Genomic DNA, 19,325 nt, shown 5'->3' with positions numbered 1-19,325 from the left:
ACGGAACCGAACACTCGAACCTTGAGGGTGGAGGCGTTCCTGGCCTTTCCCGAACTTGACCTCGAGCCCGTCGACGGCGTTTCCCACGCTGGCGCGGTGCCCGACTTCTTTCACCGGATGGCGGCCAAGCAGGACGGCAGACTCAAGTGCCGCATCGTGCTCGACGCGACCTGGGAACACGACGGCACCGCCGAGGGAGCCGTGACCGAGGCGCGGCGCGTGGTCAACACCTTTGAACCAGTGTACGACGACAAGGACTGCGTCGCGCTGCCGAATGCCGAACGGGCGCGGATCCAGATGCTCTACATTCCGGCTTCTCGCGACGGCGCCCGCCACGCGTCCACCTTCCTGCGCAGCCGCCTATGGCGGGCGGCACAGTGGTCGCCCGACCTCCGCGAGTTCGTGGCCTCGACCGCGGACGAGCTCGCATCGAAGTTCGGCAAGGAACAGCCGACCGCCGCGGTCGAAGCCGCCTTGGGGAAGCGGTGGGGGCAGCTGAACGACGCCGGCGTGGTCGCCAATCCACGCTTCCAGCCGCTCGAAGGGGATTTCAGCCGCCTGCTGCGAAGTGCCGAGCTCGTGTTCGAGCCGGGGCCCGACAAGAGATCGCACCCGGCTCACATGCTCAGCGACGGACAGCGCTCGCTGCTCCACCTTGCGCTCGTCGCGGCCGCGCTCGACCTCGAAGCCGAGCTCGCCGCGGGCCGGCGGACGGCGGAGTTCGACATCACCTCGACGTCGTTCCCGAACCTCACGATCGTGGCCGTCGAGGAGCCCGAGAACAACCTCTCCCCGTATTTCCTGTCTCGGATCATGGCTCAGCTGAGGGAGATCTCCGCCCAGCACCGCGGCCAGGTGCTCATCGCCAGCCACTCCCCCGGCGTGCTGCCGAGGATCGAACCGGAGCACATCCGCCACTTCCGTCTGGACCCGGCGAAGCGCACCGCGATGGTCACCCCGATCCTCCTGCCCAGCGACGGCAGCGATGCCGGCAAGTTCGTGCGGGAAGCCGTCCGCGCCCATCCGGAGCTGTACTTCGCCAAGTTCGTCATCCTCGGCGAAGGCGACTCCGAGGAGATCGTGCTGCCGCGCCTCGCGCGGGCCATGGACATCGAGCTCGATCCGTCGTTCGTCGCCATGGTCCCGATCGGCGGCCGGCACTCCAACCACTTCTTCCGGCTGCTCAACGGCCTGCGGATTCCGCACGCGACCCTGCTCGATCTCGACCACGGCAAACAGGGCGCCGGATCCGGCCGGCTCCGGGACGTCTGCACCCAACTCGAGGAGTTGGGCATCGACGTGCTGGCGGGCCTGCCCGGGTTCGACTCCGCTGCCGGCATCGCCGCTGATCTCACGCTCGACGCCATAGCGCCGATCCTGACACGTCTGCGCAGCCATGGGGTGTTCTTCTGCACGCCGCTGGATCTCGACCACAGCATGCTGACCGCGTTTCCCGACCAGTACACGAAGTTGGAGGACGGCGAGCGAGGCCCGCAACGGACCGACCCGGTCGACGCGGTGATCGGAAAAGGCGGCGCGCGGCGAGAGTTCTGGACACCGGACGACCGCGACCTCGCCGCCAGGCGCGTCGACGAGTTGAACTGGTACGGCTACCTGTTCATCACGCGTTCCAAGCCCAGCTCGCATCTGCAGGCGCTCTCGCGATTGAACGACGAGCAGCTGAGGAATGCTCCCGAACCTCTCCGGGCTCTGCTGACGCATGTCCAGCAGGAGCTCGGCCGGTGAGCGGGGTGGTGCCGAAGGACTGGCAAGAGCTGCAGGACTGGCCGCCGGTGGGGATCAGCGAGCTCGAGCCCACCGCGCGGGCGGCGTTGAGCGGCTACGGATGTCACGCGGTCACCGCCGGTCCGGGCGCCGGCAAGACGGAATTCCTCGCGCAGAAGGCCGCCTACCTGTTGCAGACCGGCTTGTGCCCGGCCCCGCAGCGCATCCTCGCGATCTCCTACAAACGCGACGCCGCACGGAATCTGCGGGAACGCGTCGCGCGCCGGCTGCCGGCCCACGCCGATCGGTTCGTGTCGATGACCTTCGACGCCTTCACCAAGAGCCTGGTCGACCGGTTCTCCTCGGCCCTGCCACCGGACTGGGCGACGACCGAACCCTACAACCTGACCTTCTGGAGCCAGCAGCAGCAATCGGACTTCGCTTTCTCGGTCGCAGCACTGGCACGGGGACCGCTTCGATCGGACCTGTTCGCCCTGCCACAGAAGACTTTCCTGGCACACGTGGTCGGCGCCTGGGACCTTCCCGTCACGCTGCTAGACGACCGCCCGTCGGACCCCGTCGGACACGCCGCGATGGCCTGGTGGAAAGCCCACTATCTCGACGCGACGCCGCCCAACGCGGACTTCGTGATGCTCAACCGACTGGCCGAACTGCTCGTCCGCACCGTGCCCCAACTTCGCCGGGCGCTGCGCCTGACCTATCCCGTCATCTTCGTCGACGAGTTCCAGGACACCAACGTCGCCCAGTTCTCCTTGCTGAGATCCGTGTTCGGCGAACACACCGCGATCACCGCGGTCGGTGACGCCAAGCAACGGATCATGGGCTTTGCCGGTGCGCTGGGCAACGCGTTCCCCGCGTTCATCGACCGGTTCGACGCCACCGAGCATCCGCTCGCGTGGAACTTCCGCTCCTCGGACGCCCTCGTCGAGTTGCAGCACGTCATCGCGCGACGACTCGATCCGACCAGCGTCGTGCCCGTCTCGAAGGCCCCTGTCGAGCACGGCCACGAGCCGGTGGCGCTGTGGATCTTCCCGGACCAGCTCTGCGAGGCGGACCACATCGCGAACAGGATCGCCCGCGACATCGCCGGGTCGCACCGCACCGCGGCCGACTTCGCGCTGGTGGCCCGCCAGAAGATCGACACCTTCGTGCAGCGTTTCGGCGATCGGCTCGCCCAACACGGGATCCGGGTGCGCAACGACGACGCCAAGGTCGGCAAGCTCCGGCTCCAGGTCCTGCTGGCCTCGGACGTCACCCGGTTGCTGATCGGCCTGCTCGGCCTGAGCGCGGACGACCACGGGCACGGGGAAGTGTGGGTCGAGGTCTCCGGCCTGCTGCAACGCATGCGTGGGGCGGCCGGCGACGAGCACGCCGAACGGGAGGTGAGCGACGACCTGGCCACCGTCGTCAGGCGCCTGCACAGCTGGTTGGACGGTCATCCCGTCGGTTCCGTCGGTGCGATCGAGGTGGTCGACCAGGTGTTGGCGTTGCTCGGCCGCGACGAGGTGGACCGCTACTTCACCGCCGCCGACCGCGGGGAGGACTTCGACGACGTGGTCGAGGCGTTCACGGCCCGGTTAGGCGAGGTGACGCATCCGAACCTGACCTGGTCGACGATCTTCGACAACTTCGAGTCCCGCGACGCAGTGACGATGCTGACGGTGCACCGCAGCAAGGGCCTCGAGTACCACACCGTCTTCTTCCTAAGCCTGGACGACGAGCAGTGGTGGTCGCACTCGCGGGACGTCGGCGGTTCGATCTCGGCGTTCTTCGTCGGGCTGTCCCGGGCGGCGCAGCGACTGGTCTTCACCACTGTGGATCACGCCCGCAAGGCCGGTATCGCCGAGCTGTACACGATGTTGGCGCAGGCCGGCGTGCCCGAACACCGCTGCCAGTGAACACCGGCGACACCGGGACTCCGTTCACGGTCCGTTTGCGGCCTGGCTGTCGTCGGTGCCGTGCACGAGATCGAGCTTGTCCACGATCTCGGTCAGGGCGTGGGGTGCGGACGTCAGGACTTTGGGCAGGGCCGACTGCCAGCCGGTCAGCAGCAGGACCTCGGCGACGTCGCGTGATGCGGGCTGGCGACGACCAAGCGCGCTGCACAGCCAACAGCGCCTTCGCTCGATGTTCCTCGTTGGTGATCAGGTCGCCGATTCGCGCGGCACGGATGGTGTCGCCGGCCTTGGCCACCGCACGAGTGATGTGTAGCAACGCCTTCATCCGGAAATAGGCCAGCGGGATGGCGTCAGCCATCTCGACCGCGTCGTCGACGTGGCCCGCGGCAGCGGCAGCTGGCACCCGCACGGACGTGATCTTGTCGCGGGCGCCTGGTCGGGCCGCTCTATCGACAGCTCAAAGCCATTGGAGGCCCTGGCAGGTCGGCGTGATCTGGGGAAAACTCGGGGATGCCGTCCGGTCGACGTCGGCCAGCCTTGGCGCGGGTGAGGTCGTCTCAAAGCCAGACACGAGGGTCTCGGGTGCCGTGAACTGCCGCTTCGAGCGCGATCTTCAGACTCCGTGATGCGAGGCCCTCCCGGACGGCCCGAGCCGGGAGGTGACGTGGTGGAACGGATCGTGGACCGGGCCGGTGGCCTGGATGTGCACAAGGATGTGATCGTCGCCGAGGCGCATCTGCCCGGCGGGGCCGTGGAGCAGGGTCGGTTCGCCACCACGACACCGGGGCTGCTGGTGTTGCGGGACTGGCTGGTCACCCATGGGGTGACCCGGGTGGGCATGGAGTCGACCGGGGTGTACTGGAAGCCCCCGTACTATCTGCTCGAAGACGTGATGCAGGTGTGGCTGCTCAACGCCCGGCACATGCGGAACATCCCGGGCCGCAAGACGGATGTGGCTGACGCCGCCTGGATCTGCCAGTTGATCGGGTTCGGGCTGGTACGCCCGTCGTTCGTGCCCCCGGCGCCGATCCGGGAGCTGCGGAACCTGACTCGTTACCGCAAGGCCCAGATCGAGGAACGTACCCGGGAAGTCCAACGCCTGGACAAGATCTTGCAGGACGCTGGGGTGAAGCTGTCCAGCGTGGCCAGCGACATCCTGGGCAAGTCCGGCCGCGCGATGCTGGCCGCGCTGGTCGCCGGCGCCACCGACACCGAGGTGCTAGCCGACCTCGCGTTGGACAGGCTGCGCGCGAAGATCCCTGCCCTGTGGGAGGCATTGACCTGTCGGTTCAGCGGACACCACGCGGTGATCGTGTCCTCGATCCTGGCCAAGCTGGACTTCCTCGACGAACTGATCACCAGCCGGTCGACCGAGATCGAGCAGGTCATCGCCCCTTTCGCCCACCAGATTGAGCTGCTGGACACCGTTCCCGGCATCGACCGGCGCACCGCCCAGGGGCTGTTGACGGAGATCGGCGCCGGACATGGGTGTGTTCGGCACGGCCTCCCGACTGGCGTCCTCGGCCGCGGTATGCCCGGGCAACCACGAGTCTGCGGGCAAGTCCACGTCCGGCAAAACCCGCAAAGGACCGAAATGGCTGGGCGTCTACCTGCACGACGCGGCGATGGGTGCGGTGCGCGTCAAGAACGGCTACCTGGCCGCCCAGTACGCCCGGTTGCGTCCTCGGCTGGGCCACGCCAAGGCCCTGGTCGCTGTCGAGCACAGCATCCTGGTGGCGGTCTTCCACATGCTCGACCGGGACCAGCCCTACCACGACCTGGCCCCTGACTACTTCGCTCGCCGCGACGACCCCGCGCGGCGAGCCCGCAAACTCGTCCGCCAGCTCGAAGCGCTCGGCTACACCGTGCACGCCGAGCCGCTACCGGCAGCAGCTTGAACACCGCGCATCAGTGACACCACGAACCCGGCTCCGCCGGGTGCCTTCGGCCTGCCCACTCATCTACGTTTTCTCTTCAGGCTGGAATCGCGAGGACACAGCCCTGGCCGACGGACCATCTTCAGACTGGCGTGCACGTACGGGATTCAGAACGTCACCGAAGGCGACGACCGTCCACAACGGGGTGCCTAGGCGTGCCGATCGGTCCGACCGCCATGCTGCCTCGGTAGCGGGATCGGTGCGCTCGGCGGCGGCGATCTACGCGTCGATTCGGTCGCAGTCAGCCGACAGTGTGTTGTGGAGCGTCATCGCGCTGGCCAGGTCCCCGGCCCGAATGGTAGAGACCTGGGACGAGACCACACGGTCCGACGGCACGGCGAACAGTCGTCGAGTGGCCGCCTGAACTGTGAAAGCCCCTGGCCACCGCTCGAGGGTAAACCTCACCTCGTAGGCGAAGGGCGCCGTGAGCAGCGGAGCGTCACGGTGCAACGCTGCGCTGATCGGACTTATTCAGCGGGCGGCCGATCTGAAGGGGGTTGACTGCTCCCGCGGCAGTCCTGTTGTTTGCAGCACCTCGGCTGGGGCCACTGTGGAAGCATAGGGCGCCAAGGAACCTGCATGGAGGCGTTGCCGTGGCCGATGAGAGCGTGCACAACCAGGTCGGCGGCACCGTCGTGGGCAACGTGGTTCAGGCGCACACCATCGGCACGGTCAGTTTCCATGGCCCCGATGCCGGCGCGTTCGAGGTCGACAGCTACCTCCGCGCCGTTCTGGGCGCAAGCGAACAGCAGCCGGTCGTCTCCAGGACCGGTTTGTCGGCCAGCCCGATCCTGCTCGGCGACGTGTACGCCGAGCAAGCCCTCCGGCTGACCGCGTCCGGACGACCCGGAAACTGGCATGACGTCATCACCGCGCATCGTGACCTGGTCATCATCGGGAGTCCGGGCGGTGGCAAGTCCAGTTTGCTTCGCCGGATCGCGTACACACTGGCCGACAACCAGCTTCATGGCGATTCGTCGGACTCCGTACCGGTCCCGGTTCACGCCCGTTCCTTCCGCGCAGGCCTGCCGATGGCCGAGGCGATCAAAGCCGGCGTGGTCGATGAGCTGGGACACTTCTTGCTGACCGATCTTCCCAAGGACCTGTTCGCCAAGGCCGCTCCGGGCAATCGGCCTTGGCTGGTCCTGGTGGACGGACTGGACGAGGTGCCAGAGATCGCCGCCCAACGAACGGCCCTCCAGGCGATCGCCCGGGGAGCGCTGCATCCCTTTCTGCGTTTTGCCGTTGCCACCAGACCCCTGCAGCCGAACGACTTCGCCGTCACCGGGGACAGGTTCGCCTCGTGTGAACTGCTGCCGTTCGACATGGCCACGCTCCAACGATTCGCCCACCGCTGGCTCGCACGCCACGACTCGCCGAATCCGGTCGAGCTGGCCGAGCGGCTGCTCGATCACGTGCGACGCACGGAGATCCAGGACTGGGCCGTGCAGCCTCTCGCCGCGACCATGCTGTGCGAGCTGCTCGCCCGCAATCCGGACCGGCAGCTGCCTGACCGACGATCCGATCTGTACGAGCAGTACGTACGCAAGCTATTCACCGGACGCGACTTCACGAACGCGGAACGAAAATTCAGCCGTGACGCCGTCGAGCTGTTGGGCGAGGTCGCCGCGACGCGACAGTTCAGCGAGCCCGAATCTTCGGTGCTCACCATCGCGACGGACCTCGTGCGCGGCACCGCGCTCGAGTCCGCCGCGGACGACCCCGACGTCCGCGCTCGTGAACTGCACGACGCGCTCTGTAGCACCGGCTTCGTCGTCTCGGCCGACAGTGGCGTGGAGTTCACTCACGCCACGCTGGAGGAGTACTTCGCGGCGCGGCAGGTCGCCAATCAGTTGGCCAACCTGTCTGACCACGATCAGAAACGCGTCATCACCGAGGTCGTCAACGCCTTCTGCGCTGAGCATTCGCCAGAGGAGTTTTACGGACTCTCCCAGCTACCGGTGTTTCTCGTCGACATCTGGGACGCCAGGGGCAACGACCCCGATGCCCTACTTGCCTATCTCGTGCGCTGGTGGCCCGACTACAGCTGGTTGCTGGTACAGCGGCTCTGGAAAGCCGAGGCGGCGATCGGACCACAAGCGGTGGCGGCACTCGCCACCGCCACCGCCGATGCCTGGCTGGAGCCCGACGAACAGGGGGCGGCGGCTGAGACTCTGCTGGGCCTCGGCCACCCGGAGGGACTCTCACGGCTGCTCGAGATGGCCGCCGACGCGGACGTGCCCGACAGCGACCGCATCACAGCTCTCAGAACGGCTAGCCACTCGTCTTCAGCGGCGGCCGCTGCTGCGAGTTTTCTGGTACGTCGCCACGACTTTCCCAGTTGGGAATTTCCCCCCAGCGCCATCGACGCACACGACGCCCTACTCGACGCAGCCGACGATGCGTTGGCGGACGGACTTAAGCTCATCGCCTACAGCACAGGCCTCACTGAGGGCACGCGGCTGCACGCCGCCGCGGCGGCCATCGATCTTGGGGACGAATCCATGTACCAATTCGTGGTCCAGGATGGTCCTCGCGGTCTCACCAAAGTAGCCAGCGAGGAGATCGACAACGGCACTGGGGAAGTGTTTTCCCTGCTGTGGCGCATGGTTAGCGACCCACACCTAGTCCCGGAGCACCGCTTCGCAGCCGCAGAGGAGCTTTCCCTGCTGAGCGATGACAGCAACGCGGCCTTCGTAACCCTTGCCAGCGACCCCGGCCTTGACGAGCACCACCGTCGACGGGCAGCAGCTGCGTTGGACGACGACATGCTCCCGCACAACGCTAATTGACATGTTTTACTCTCCACACAGCGCGCGCCTGCGAGGTTCGCTCGATGACAACCGGCGCCGACCTCGCTCTGGACGCACTGCTGTTCCGGCAGCACCTTATAGACCACCCGGCGGCACGCTAGGCCCGCGTGCGTGAGGCACGTCCACGCTGATATCGGCGTGGCAGTCTTCGCGATTCACAGGCGATGTGGTGTGGTGTTCCTGTGGTCGCCCACAGGCTCCAGCGCTACGCCGCGCCCCTCGACGAACCCGTACCCCTTGACCAGGACGGCTTCCTGGTCACGACGGGTAGATCCGGTGTTGTTCCGGTCGTGGACCTGCCTGCGGTCTCGCGCAACTTCGCCTTGCTGGCAGCCGGTGGTGCCGGCAAGACAACGGTTCTGTTCTCACACCCCGACCGACTCTTGGTCCTCCGCCACCTCGTAGCCGTGCATTACGTGCGCACCAGCCAAGTCAAGCAACTTCACTTCGCATCGCTCGCCGACCCTCTGGCCGCCGCGAGAGCCTTCTGACGCGAGCACCTCGGGCAACCCAATCACAGGGGAACCGACCGCTCGCGTGTCTTCGCCACCAGCGGTGCTAGTCGAGGCGAGCCCGCCCCTCCCCCATCTTTCGCAGCCCCATGACGGCACCGTTGATGTCCATGAACACCACTCCACCCCACTGCCGCTCGATGTCTTCCTGGCGTTCCCGCCACTGTTCGCGGAGGTCGGGCAGCGCGTGTTGACGCCCCCTGAGATCGGGCCGTTCGCTCCGCAGGAGCTCATGGAGAACCTCGGGAATCCCCGAGAAGACCTCCATCCGCTCCGACGACAGCCGAAATACGTGATCGGTGCCGACCAGGCGCAGACCGGCCAGGTCGATCCCGGTATCGAAGGCGACATGGCCGGGTCCGCTGTCCTGCTCGACGCCGAGCCTGATCCGCTGGCGCGGGGTCAGCAAGCGACCGGCGGTGTTCCGGTCCCCGGCGAAGGCCAGCAGCCCTGCGCTGGCGGTCCGCGCGAGCACCCGGGCAAACCACTCCGACCGGTCAGGCGCGATGTAGAACCCCGGGCGACGGTCGCGTTCCACTTCCTCGACGCGGACCGGGATCCCTGGGAATTCGTGCAGCTGCTCGACGGGCCCGTTTAGACCGGACGTGTGGTCCTCCACATCACCCGACAGTGCGAGCGTGCCGTCGCCGGGCGGGTCGAGGATGCGCATCTGAATGCCGCCCGTGTCGTCCAGCGACGTCGACATCATCAGCCCTGGCGGCGACACGTCCCCATGGTCGGGATCGCCGATCACGACCGCGTTCACCTGTGCGGCCGCCTTGGCCAGTTGCTTGTGCTGGGCGTCTGCGGACCCATGGGATCCCTTGCACTCCACGGTGATCACTCGTGCCGGTGAGCCGTGGCGGAAGCCGAACAGGAAGTAGTCGGGCCGGAGCCTCGTCTTCGGCTTTGCCTTCACCTCGTTGCCGCGCAGCGCCCACCCCGCCTCGAGAGCGACGTCCGCGTCGACGAGCTCGAAGCGGTAGCCCGGGTGGCGTCGCTGTGCGATCCGGAGCGCCGCGGCCAGCGCGAACGCGATGCCCAGGTCTTCTGCCTGCACCGATCTCCGGTGGTACCGAGGGTCCTTGCCGCTGTCCGACAGCTCCATCCGATCGTGGGCGTTGCGCTGAAGGGAGGTGATGTACTTCAGGCAGCCCCAGTGCTGCGCCAACGCTCGTGACGAGCCATGCCCGGACAGCACCGTGGCCCGCCCCAGCAAATGGAGCAACTCCCACGGCATGATGTTCATGTTCCCGTCATGCTCGCGTTCGGGCACGGGAGCCAACCGGGGCTTGGTCTCGTCGACCTCCTGTCCGTTGTCCCGCCGCTCGCGAGCGAGCTTCGCGGCCTTGCGCTCGACCTTGCCCACCAACTGGTCACTGGACTCGATGGCCACATCGGCCGGCTCGAGCAGCTTCTCAATCGCCTCAACCGCGTCCATCGACGGTGCTCCTCCCCATGGCACCACCTCAACGCAGATGCGAGGGCCCTGTCAGCCAGCGAACGAGTGGATCGACGACGAGCGGGGAACTTCACCCGAACGGAGATATCCGCATCGTGCGGAACCTTTTCAGCATTTCACCGCCGAGGCACCACTACAGTAGGCCGCTGACCCAGTCCCGAACCTCGGCCATGACTGCCGCGGCACGGGGTGCTGTGGCATAGACGCGCACCTCCCGGTAGCGCGGATTATCTATGCCGAGTGAAGGCAACGGGTCCTCTCGCAGACGCACGACGACGAATCCGGCGGCCAGCAGGTCCAGGCTCTTGCGTTCGTCGACGAGCATCTTGGCCGGAGCCGAGTGCCAGTACGCGCCGTCATACTCGATGCCGACCTTGTGCTCGCCGACGTCAACGCTGATGTCGACGGTCCAGGATCGCCGCGAGGTAAAAGCCGTGTCCCGCACCGTGATGCCCGATCGGGCCTTGCCGAACAGCTCTGTCGCAGCAGCATGGTAGGCGAGCTCGACCCGTGACTTGCCGACTTCTCGGCAGTCGGGGCATTCAGCGCCATTGGAACGGCTCGCCACCGACGCCCGCCACACGTGCTCCGGATTCGTCGCACATACCCACTCCGGCGTGAAGTCCGTATCAGCGTAGGGACGCACCTGCCAGGCGCTGACCGGATTGGCAGGGCTCCACTCCGCGGCGAGTCCCGGATCGCGCCAGGCCAACGAGTCAAGGATGGTTCGGCAAGCCGGGCAGCGCCACCGCGCGTACTTGTCGCGGGCGCGAACCGACTCCTGCCACTCGTGGCCGCAACAGTCGCTGCGCCACCACACGGTCCGCGTCGAGTCCCACACCACGTTCTCCGGTGTGTATCTCCCGTTGCGGTCGGGATGCCACTGGGCGGCGATCTCCGGCAAAGTGTCTGCCAGCCACCGTTTGTCTGCCTGGGACCGCCCGGTCGCGCGGCAGAACTGGCAGCCCGACTGGAGGTAGGTCAGCGGGGCGACGCGAGGAGTGTGGCCGTTTTGGCAGCGGAAGCGGCGCGGGTGTGAGGGACCGACGACCATGACGACACGCGGGTCGTCCTCCTCGGCCCAGGCGGCCGCCAGCTCCGGCACGTCGGCGATCGGTGTGAACTTCAGGCGCTCGTACTCCGCGTCCCACGCCGCACGTTCACGTTGAGCGCACGCGGGACACTCGGGACGGTCAGTCATCCGCTGGATCTTCGCTTCGAAGCGGTGGTCGCATTCCGGGCAGATCCAGTGGCACGTGCGAGTCGCGAGGACGGTCGCGGTCCTCAACGTCGCCTCGTCATTGCGTTCGTGGTCCCACCACTGCAATGCCGGCGACTCCGAGTCCGTCAGCAACATGCGCCCGGCGCGCGGGCTCGTTGGGTTTGAGGAACGGGTGTTGCGGGAGCAGATGCAGCCCCAGCCGATGTCACTGATCCGCATGACCTGATGCCGTCGGCAAGCGCGGCATCGGGCTAGCACCGGTCCATGCCGGGTGTTGCCGTCGCGCAGGATGTCCAACAGGTCGAAGCCGTTGTCGTCGAGGTGGGCGACAAGCTTGTCCGGCGGCCACCAGCCGGAGGTCAGGAACTCGGCCACCAACGGCTGCGGGTACTCACGGAGGATCTCGTCCGGAGTGTGGTCGCGCAGCAGTTCCAGCAGGACACGTTCGTAGGCGAAGTCCGGCTGGTCGAGATGCTGCCCGGCCCAGTGGCGCCAGTAGCAGGCTCGACACGTCTTCTCACCGAAGGCGTTCTTGCTGATGGTGTAGTCGAGCTTATAGTGCGCCTGCACGCCGCAGGTCAGGCAGGTAGTGAGCCGCCACCGGTTGGGCCCGGCGAACGGTTCAGCCGGTTCCAACCCGCCGTCGCGCAACATGCCGTCGATGCATGCGGTACACCATGCCGGCTTGCTGCGGGTGGTAAACGCCGCCGGGTTAGCGCAGCCACTGGTCGAGCACACCTGAGCCATCCGTCCCCTTCCCCACTCCCGACGATATCGGAATCAACTCCGGCAGTCGGCGTGCCGGAGGCGGGCATGCCGCACCGGCATGCCTGAGGATGCCGCCTGGCGGAGCGCCGAGTTCAGCCCAGCCGGGGGCTGTGCGCCGGAGACCGCCCCGACCGGCGGCCACGCATGGCTCGTCACCGACAGTGGCCACCACGCTGCGATACTGGTGCGCATGCAATCAGGAGACCGCGTGGACGTTCCGCGACAGTGAACCCGAACTCGACCTGCCCGAAGGGGACGTTGGGAAGCGTCGCCGACGTGGCCAGCCCAGACGCCGTCGGCTTCACGCTGGACGACAGCCAGGTATTCGTCACCGAGAAAGGATCTCTGCAGGTAGTCAGCCCGAGTCGTGAGCCCGATCGACCTGGTCGCTGCCCTTGAACAGCCGGTTCGGGCGCGGGCAGGGTCAACCTCGATCGGTTGATCGCCGAGTACGGCGCTCGCTGCCGTCGGCTTCTCTGCGATGAATCGCCGATGTCCATCGATCCCGATGACCGTCCTGGCCTGGGCGGGCCTGCCGACGACAGGCAGTCTCACGATGATGTCGAAGTACGCCTGAGCCGGCCCGGCGAAGGAACCGCAGCCATCGCGATCGCCACCGCGGGACAGGCCCCCGGTGTCACCACCGACCATCCCTTGTAGACGGCGCTGGACCAGTTCGGCGGTCACATCGGCTTTCCCGAGCCACCCGGGATTGGTGGCTGGTGTTTCGGGGCCTTCACCCGGGAGCGGATGGTCGGCATGCTCTACGCTTGCTCCCCGGTCACGTTCGTCGAAGCGAATCACCTCGACCACCGGGAGTACCTGGCCCAGGTTCTCATCGAGATCGAAATCCTCGCCGTCGACGCACACCACCGCGGCCAGGGCGTAGGAACGGCGTTGCTGCGCTACGCCGAGCAGCACCTCCACCGCCGCGGCATCCGGTTGGTCGTCGCGAAAGTCGACGCCGCCGACCGCCGCGTCATGCCCTGGTACCGACACCGCGGTTACACCCTCGCCCGTAACGGCGAAAGCTGCTACATCGCCACCCCGGACAAATCCGTCGGACTCAACGCTGGTCCCGCCGACGGGCCGTGGAGGCTCGCGGTCAAAGCACCCGGCGCGGCCATCACCTGGTGCGCTGGCGGCCTCTGGCCCACCGCCGGAACGAACCTTCCTGCATAGTCCTGAAGTCGAGCCGGCCTTCATCGAGGCGATAAAGCGATTCGAGGTGCCCGAGGCCGGCGTCCGCACGGATCTCGTGGCGGGCGTAGCTTGCCGTCTCACGATGAAACGGCTCGGCCAGGCTCGCATCTCGGCGTTCGGCGTGCAGAGGCGACGCCAGGCCGAACGGGATCCCGGCTGGTTCGACCGGGCCAGGATGCCATCGACGTACGCCGCCGGCCTGCTGATCTCGTCATCGTCGAACCCCTGGAAGGACGCGGGGGCCGGTGCACAGCATTCTCATGAGGTGATTGGCGGGCTGTATGAGAGTTCTCGAGCTAGGACGGTGAAGTGAGGCTGAGAGGCCCAGGCCCGGCGGTTGCCGATGACGTACAGGCGTCGTTGGGCACGGCTGACGGCGACGTTGAGCAGGTTGGGTGTGCGGGCGGCCCACGCGCGGGCGCCGGGGCGTTCGGGGTCGCTGCCCAACACCAGGATGACGATGCTGGCCTGCTTGCCTTGGGACTTGTGGACGGTGCCGGCGACCACCGCCGGATACCTCCTACAGAGCTGCTCGAGTTCACGGGCCACAGCACGGAACGGGGTGACCACCATCACCGCGGACATGTCGAAGTCGAGCTCAGCAAGTGAGCTGAGGATGCGGGTGAGTTGGGCGCCCTCGTCTGGAATCCAATGGCCGCGGTTGGCCGTCCCGGCCACGTCGATCCACTTCGACACCGGCAGCGAGGGATAGGCGGCGGTGAATTGCTCGCCCGGGCCGCTGCTGGTGCCATCGATCATGAGACCGTCGTAGGCGACGGCGTTGACGATGCCGAACATGGGCTGATCACAGCGTCGGTGCACGGTCAGGGGCACTCCGACCCAAATCTTACCCTCCTCATCGGGCAGCCAGGTGCCCAGCCTAGTCAGTCGGTCAGCCAGGCGTTGAGCAGACAGCCGGCTGGGCGACCACTGCTCGTTGACGTCGAGCTCGTTGCGGATCGCTTGCTCGGCTTTGAACGGCAGGGGCCTGATCGGCTCCAGTTGTAGGGGGTCGCCCACCATCACCGCCCGCTGGGTGCGCCACAAGGCCCCGACGGCGGCCTGCGGCGTCGCCTGGCCGGCCTCGTCGATGAGCAGCCACCCCAGTGCTTGGGTCGTGAGGTGACTGAACAGCCTGGCGTAGGAGGCGAATGTCGTCGATACGACCGGTACCACGAGGAACAGGCTCTGCCAAGCCGCCAACGCCGCGTGCTCGGGGGCATCGGCGGGGGCGTCGCCGCTGATCAGGTCCATCGCGGCCTGCAGGTTACGACGCATTGGCTGGGCGGCCAGTTGCAGGAACGTCTTGTGCAATGCCAAAGCAGCCAGGAACAGTGCACTGCGGGCCTGGTTCCACTGCGGGTCGGTCCATAGCGCGGCCAGTTCCCGACGGTCGCGGTCACTCCACCAGGTGCTGTCCGGGTACTGGAGGCCCAAGGACGCTGCTGCAGTGTCGAGCTGGCTGTCCAGTTTGGCGAGGTCGGTCTCCCGCTCCGTCAGAGCGTTCTGCCGTTCAGTCTTGACCTGCGTCGCGCCGGCAAGCTGATGCTCGGCATCGGCGGCCGCCCGACGCGCCGTCCACAGTGACGCATAGGTGGGCATCGCGTCCGGCGCGGCGGGTAGGCCAGGGGCGCGCACGGCCGCGAGCTCTCGCTGCGTTCGATCGCGTGCCTGGTGGGCGGCGTCGAGGGTCTGGCGGGCCGCGTCGATTGCGGCGTGCACCGCAGTCAGCTCGCGTTCGGCTGCGTCTACCTCGTTCTGAGCGGCACCGACCTCGGTCAGGACCTCGCGTAGGTCGGCCTCGGCCTGGTCGAGTCCGCGCTGGGCGGCGGCCGTCTCGGCGCGAGCGCTGGCGTACTCGGCTTCGGCCCTGGTCCACTCCTGCTCAGCGGCGTCCTTGTCGCGGCGCACTGCACTGTCCTGCTGGGACCAGCGTCTGCTGGCGATGCCGAAGGTGATAATCCGCAACAGCGGGGAAGGCTGGTGTTCGCTATGCGTGGCGACGGCTCGCCGGCGTTGTTCGAGTTCGACGTGGCAGGACCGCGCGACCTGCTCGCTGTGGGCCAGGCGTCCCAACCGGATGTGGTCGAGGGTGGCCTGGCGGGTGTTCACGATCCGCTGGGCTTGCCCTTGGCGGCCGCTGATGAGCCGGTCCAGCTTGGCTCGCCGGCTCGCAACAGCCTGCTCAGCGGACGCCTGCCGGCCCTGCGTCAGGCGCTCCAGTCCGGTGCGGGACTGTTCGACAGCCTGCTCCGCTTTCGCGTGCTGCTCGACGGCCACATGTTCGGCCTGGTCTCGGCGTTCGTGCGCCGCAGCTTGAGCGGCATTATGTCGTGCGTGCGCTGTCCTGGCCTGCTCGGCGGCCTGCTCCGCGCGAGATCTCAGCTCAGCGAGCTCGTCTTCCAGGCGCACGCGCCGCTGCACGCCCTCGAAGATCACGAGTCGTTCGGCGCGGAGGCTCTCCACACGTTGCTGGGCGGTGTGGAACTGCTCGACCGCCTCAGACCACAGCTGGTCGGCTCCGGCCTGCGCGTAGTCGTTGAGGACGGTGTTCAGCCCGATCCATCCGTCCTCGTCGAGGTCCTCGTCAGGGTTGTCGGGCTTGCGGTACCAGAAGATGGAGGCGAACCTGGTGCGGTTGGCCTTGTTGCCCAGTCGGGCTGCCATCAGCCCCCACGCCCGCGCCTGCCCGGTCTTCGGGTCACGCCACGACGGTTTGCTGTCGCTGTCGGGGGCCAGCAGCGCTGAGGCGATCTCCGGGAAGTAGTCCAGCTCAGCGGCGTGATCCAGCCACTGCTGATCGATCGCGCCGGCAGCCGGAATCTCGTCGGTGACGTTCTGCACCGCGGTGTTGTTGGCGGAAGCGACCACCATTTCGAACCCGGTCAGTTCAGGACGCAACACACTGATCGTGCGCGTGTACTGGCCGGCCTTCCACTGTGGCTTGTCAGTCGTGAACGCCTTGCTCGGGTCCGACAGGTCAGCGAGCCGGGTGGCACGCTCGACCACGAGGGCGGCGATGAGATCGCGCAGCATGGTGGTCTTGCCGGTGCCCGGTGGGCCGTTGACCCCCATCACCCCAGTCGAGGGCATTGACAGCGCGGTGTTGACGGCCAACTGCTGGTTGAGCGCGAGTGCGTGGTTGACGTTGCTGGGCCAGCGGCCCGCCGGCACTGTCCCCGGCGCCGTGGCCGCAAGCACCACGTGCGGGTTCTCCTGCACATCGACCCGCTCGACAGTGGGAATCGCGGCCGCGGGACGCAAGTACTCGGCCAGCGCGGCGCTGATGCTTCCCTCAGCAGCCTGCTCGGCGATTCGGTCCAGGTCGGGCAGGATCATGCTGTTGAGGAACTCGCCGCCCGAGCCGTCGGCGGCCTCCGCCTTGCGTCGGGACACTTTCTGGCTGCTGATTCGGATCTCGGTGCACGACAGCGCGTCCCCGATGCCGGCGGCCTCGATGGCGAGCTGAAGACATTGATGCAGGTCGTCTGCGGTGAGCACGCGTGGCAGAAGGCTGGTGTGTGGCGGGTCGTCGGGGTCGTGGGACGGGTCGCTCTCGGCGACGAGGTCTTTCCAGTCGGATATGAACCCGGCGTTGCCGGCAGCGAACCCGTTGACCCAGTCCTGCCTGCTGTCAGGCTGTTCCAGCAGTTGTCCTGTTGCCCAGGCACAGCTGGACAACACCGCGGACTCCAGCAATGCGCGCCCGTCGGCGCCGACCGTGAAGGCCGCGAGCGCGCTCTGCCCGGGCGGGCGTTCGTCGAAACTCTCCTCGTCCGGCTCGAAGGCCTGCGCGAGCACCTCGAACATCGCATCGAGGCGGTAGATGCCCACGTACACCACGTGGCGCCACGTCAGATGCTCGTCCAACCGCTCACGGGCCACCTCGTGTCCAGGCTGCCACGGTAAGGGCTGTCCTTTTCGTACCGCGAAGACCCGTTCGGTGCGGTCGACCTTGTCCACGCTTTGTGGACTGAACATCTCCACTGTGCGCCAGAAGCCGACGATGTCGGCGTGTCGCAGTGTGTCCTCCCCCAGTGACAAAGCGATGGCTCCGTTCGTCGGCTTGACGGCAAGCACGGGCGGCCGTAAATGCTAGCGGCCGTCCAGGGGCGCTGCATCCAGGGTTGATCAACTGGCTGTGGATTGGTCCCGTTTCACACAGATCTCTTTGACCGGGCAACGACCTGGCCTCGTGGCCACGAGGGCGGCCCTTGTATTCGTGCTCCTCCATTAGGGCTACATCTGGCCGCGCACGTAACCCTCGCGGCGGTGTGGCCGACCGACACAGCGCTGGCACACCCACGACGCGCGGGGAGGTGACGCAGATGGGTGCTCGCGGATGGGCGGCAGGCCTCTGCGCGGCCCTGACCGTCACGACGCTAGTAGCGTGTCGCTGCTTAATTGTGGTGTCCGTGACTGGGAGGCTGTTATCCGGCAGGTCCCGTTCCCTGCCGGACAAGGACTGTCGCCATGGCCTCACTGATGAAGCGGCCGGTCACGTTGTCGGCGCGGGATCGTGAAGAGTTGATCCGGCTGACTACCACGGGTGTGCATCCGGCATCGGCGATCAGGCGGGCACTGGTACTGCTGGCGCTGGATACCTCGGTGGGCGAGCCCGACCCGAAGGAAGTGATCGCGGCCCGGCTCGGAGTCTCGGGTGAGATGCTGCGGCTGGTCGCCAAGCGATTCGCTGAGACCGGCGGCGATGTCCTTGCCACGGTCTCGCGCAAAAGGCGTGACCTTCCGCCGGTGCCGTCCCCGGTGACCGGTGAGGTCGAGGCCCGGCTGATCGCCCTGGCGTGCTCGCAGCCGCCGGCGGGGCATGCCCGGTGGTCGTTACGGTTGCTGGAAAAACACGTCGAACTCACCGAGGACATCCCGAACCTGGACCACTCCACCATCGGCCGGGTCCTAAAAAAACGGAACTGCGCCCTCATCTGAGGAAGTGCTGGAACATCCCGCCACGGGCCAGCGCGGAGTTCGCCGCCCGCATGGAGGACGTGCTGGCGGTCTACGCCCGGCCGCACGACCCCGCCCGTCCCGTGGTGTGCATGGACGAGAAACCCTTCCAGCTACTCGGCCACGTCCGCGACCCGCTTCCCGCCCGGCCAGGCCGAGACGCCTGCGAGGACAGCGAATACGTCCGGTGCGGCACCTGCTCGATCTTCGTGTGGACAGAGCCCCTACGCGGGTGGCGCCGTGTCCAAGCCCTGGCCCAGCGAACCAAGATCGACTGGGCCGGGCAGGTCAAACAACTACTGACCGTGGACTATCCCGACACCGAGACCGTGGTGCTGGTCGTGGACAACCTCAACACCCACGGCATCGCCTCGCTCTACGAGGCGTTCGCGCCTGACGAGGCCTTCTCTCTCGCCCAGCGCCTAGAGATCCACCACACCCCCAAACACGGGTCCTGGCTCAACATCGCCGAGATCGAGTTGTCCGCACTGTCGCGGCAATGTCTCGACCGCCGCATCAGCGACCTCGACACCCTCAACGCCGAACTCGCCGCCTGGCAACACGCCATCAACGCCGAGCAACGCCAGGTCCGCTGGCAGTTCACCACCGACGACGCACGTGTCAAACTCCGCCACCTATACCCCAAGAGTTAGCCGCGACAATCTACTAGTGGCATGCACGTCCTCGACTGGACCTGCACCGTCCACGGAACCCGCGCCCGTCACCATCCGCCCTGGGGCGACCACCACCGTCGATCTCGGTGGCGGCGCCGACCTGATCATTCCTCCGGGCGCCATGACCG

12 protein-coding genes and 2 pseudogenes are annotated in these 19,325 nt (G+C 67.1%); 11 read left to right on the top strand and 3 right to left on the bottom strand.

All coding sequences use genetic code 11. From position 1 onward, the window contains the following. Nucleotides 1-27 precede the first annotated feature (27 nt). The 7 genes and pseudogenes from JJ691_RS11475 (at nucleotide 28) to JJ691_RS11450 (ending at nucleotide 8,885) form a co-directional block, all read left to right on the top strand. Entirely contained in the window at nucleotides 28-1,746 is a 1,719-nt protein-coding gene (locus tag JJ691_RS11475) for an ATP-dependent nuclease (RefSeq protein WP_331474374.1), read from the top strand. Beyond that, on the top strand, nucleotides 1,743-3,644 hold the full coding sequence (locus JJ691_RS11470) for a UvrD-helicase domain-containing protein (RefSeq protein ID WP_211768759.1): 1,902 nt from the start codon (nucleotides 1,743-1,745) through the stop codon (nucleotides 3,642-3,644). The genes JJ691_RS11475 and JJ691_RS11470 overlap by 4 nt, the downstream gene beginning before the upstream one ends. Before the next feature lie 625 nt (nucleotides 3,645-4,269). After that, nucleotides 4,270-5,118: pseudogene (locus JJ691_RS11465) on the top strand (IS110 family transposase); the annotation flags it as partial. Nucleotides 5,119-5,128: 10 nt separating this feature from the next. After that, nucleotides 5,129-5,254: pseudogene (locus JJ691_RS53315) on the top strand (hypothetical protein); the annotation flags it as partial. Nucleotides 5,255-5,392: 138 nt separating this feature from the next. Continuing rightward, nucleotides 5,393-5,542: a hypothetical protein gene (locus JJ691_RS11460; protein ID WP_211768757.1), complete on the top strand. Its 150-nt coding sequence runs from the start codon at nucleotides 5,393-5,395 to the stop codon at nucleotides 5,540-5,542. A gap of 632 nt (nucleotides 5,543-6,174) precedes the next feature. Further along, the gene (locus tag JJ691_RS11455; RefSeq protein ID WP_211768756.1) at nucleotides 6,175-8,373 is read left to right on the top strand and encodes an NACHT domain-containing protein; all 2,199 of its coding nucleotides are present in this window, start codon (nucleotides 6,175-6,177) and stop codon (nucleotides 8,371-8,373) included. A gap of 203 nt (nucleotides 8,374-8,576) precedes the next feature. Continuing rightward, nucleotides 8,577-8,885 carry a hypothetical protein gene (locus tag JJ691_RS11450; protein WP_211768755.1) on the top strand — a complete coding sequence of 103 codons (309 nt, stop codon included), beginning with the start codon at nucleotides 8,577-8,579 and terminating at the stop codon, nucleotides 8,883-8,885. Nucleotides 8,886-8,952: 67 nt separating this feature from the next. On the opposite strand, the gene JJ691_RS11445 is transcribed toward JJ691_RS11450, so the two are convergent. Both JJ691_RS11445 and JJ691_RS11440 read right to left on the bottom strand, forming a co-directional pair. After that, the gene (locus JJ691_RS11445; protein WP_211768754.1) at nucleotides 8,953-10,347 is read right to left on the bottom strand and encodes a hypothetical protein; all 1,395 of its coding nucleotides are present in this window, start codon (nucleotides 10,345-10,347) and stop codon (nucleotides 8,953-8,955) included. A 154-nt stretch (nucleotides 10,348-10,501) separates the two neighbouring features. Further along, nucleotides 10,502-12,337, bottom strand: coding sequence for a zinc-ribbon domain-containing protein (locus JJ691_RS11440; protein ID WP_211768753.1), 1,836 nt, complete (start codon nucleotides 12,335-12,337; stop codon nucleotides 10,502-10,504). Between the two features lie 459 nt (nucleotides 12,338-12,796). On the opposite strand from JJ691_RS11440, the gene JJ691_RS11435 reads away from it, so the two are divergent. Together JJ691_RS11435 and JJ691_RS11430 are read left to right on the top strand one after the other, a co-directional pair. Beyond that, nucleotides 12,797-13,018: a hypothetical protein gene (locus tag JJ691_RS11435; protein WP_211768752.1), complete on the top strand. Its 222-nt coding sequence runs from the start codon at nucleotides 12,797-12,799 to the stop codon at nucleotides 13,016-13,018. 90 nt (nucleotides 13,019-13,108) lie between these two features. After that, nucleotides 13,109-13,540, top strand: a complete 432-nt coding sequence (locus JJ691_RS11430) for a GNAT family N-acetyltransferase (RefSeq protein WP_249227841.1) — start codon at nucleotides 13,109-13,111, stop codon at nucleotides 13,538-13,540. A gap of 279 nt (nucleotides 13,541-13,819) precedes the next feature. Here JJ691_RS11430 and JJ691_RS11425 read toward each other — a convergent pair whose 3' ends face one another. Next, nucleotides 13,820-17,641 carry a DEAD/DEAH box helicase gene (locus JJ691_RS11425; RefSeq protein ID WP_249227840.1) on the bottom strand — a complete coding sequence of 1,274 codons (3,822 nt, stop codon included), beginning with the start codon at nucleotides 17,639-17,641 and terminating at the stop codon, nucleotides 13,820-13,822. 393 nt (nucleotides 17,642-18,034) lie between these two features. On the opposite strand from JJ691_RS11425, the gene JJ691_RS11420 reads away from it, so the two are divergent. Then, a complete protein-coding gene (locus tag JJ691_RS11420) occupies nucleotides 18,035-18,505 on the top strand; it encodes a helix-turn-helix domain-containing protein (RefSeq protein WP_211768751.1) in 471 nt (156 codons plus the stop codon). Continuing rightward, nucleotides 18,394-19,176 carry an IS630 family transposase gene (locus JJ691_RS11415; RefSeq protein WP_211768750.1) on the top strand — a complete coding sequence of 261 codons (783 nt, stop codon included), beginning with the start codon at nucleotides 18,394-18,396 and terminating at the stop codon, nucleotides 19,174-19,176. Before JJ691_RS11420 ends, JJ691_RS11415 begins: the two co-directional genes overlap by 112 nt. Nucleotides 19,177-19,325: the final 149 nt, after the last annotated feature.

Source organism: Kutzneria sp. CA-103260 (genome assembly GCF_018263855.1).
In the GTDB taxonomy this organism is placed as follows: Bacteria; Actinomycetota; Actinomycetes; order Mycobacteriales; family Pseudonocardiaceae; genus Kutzneria.
Note: the sequence above shows the minus strand (reverse complement) of the source record. Positions and strands in the feature narration are given on the sequence as shown.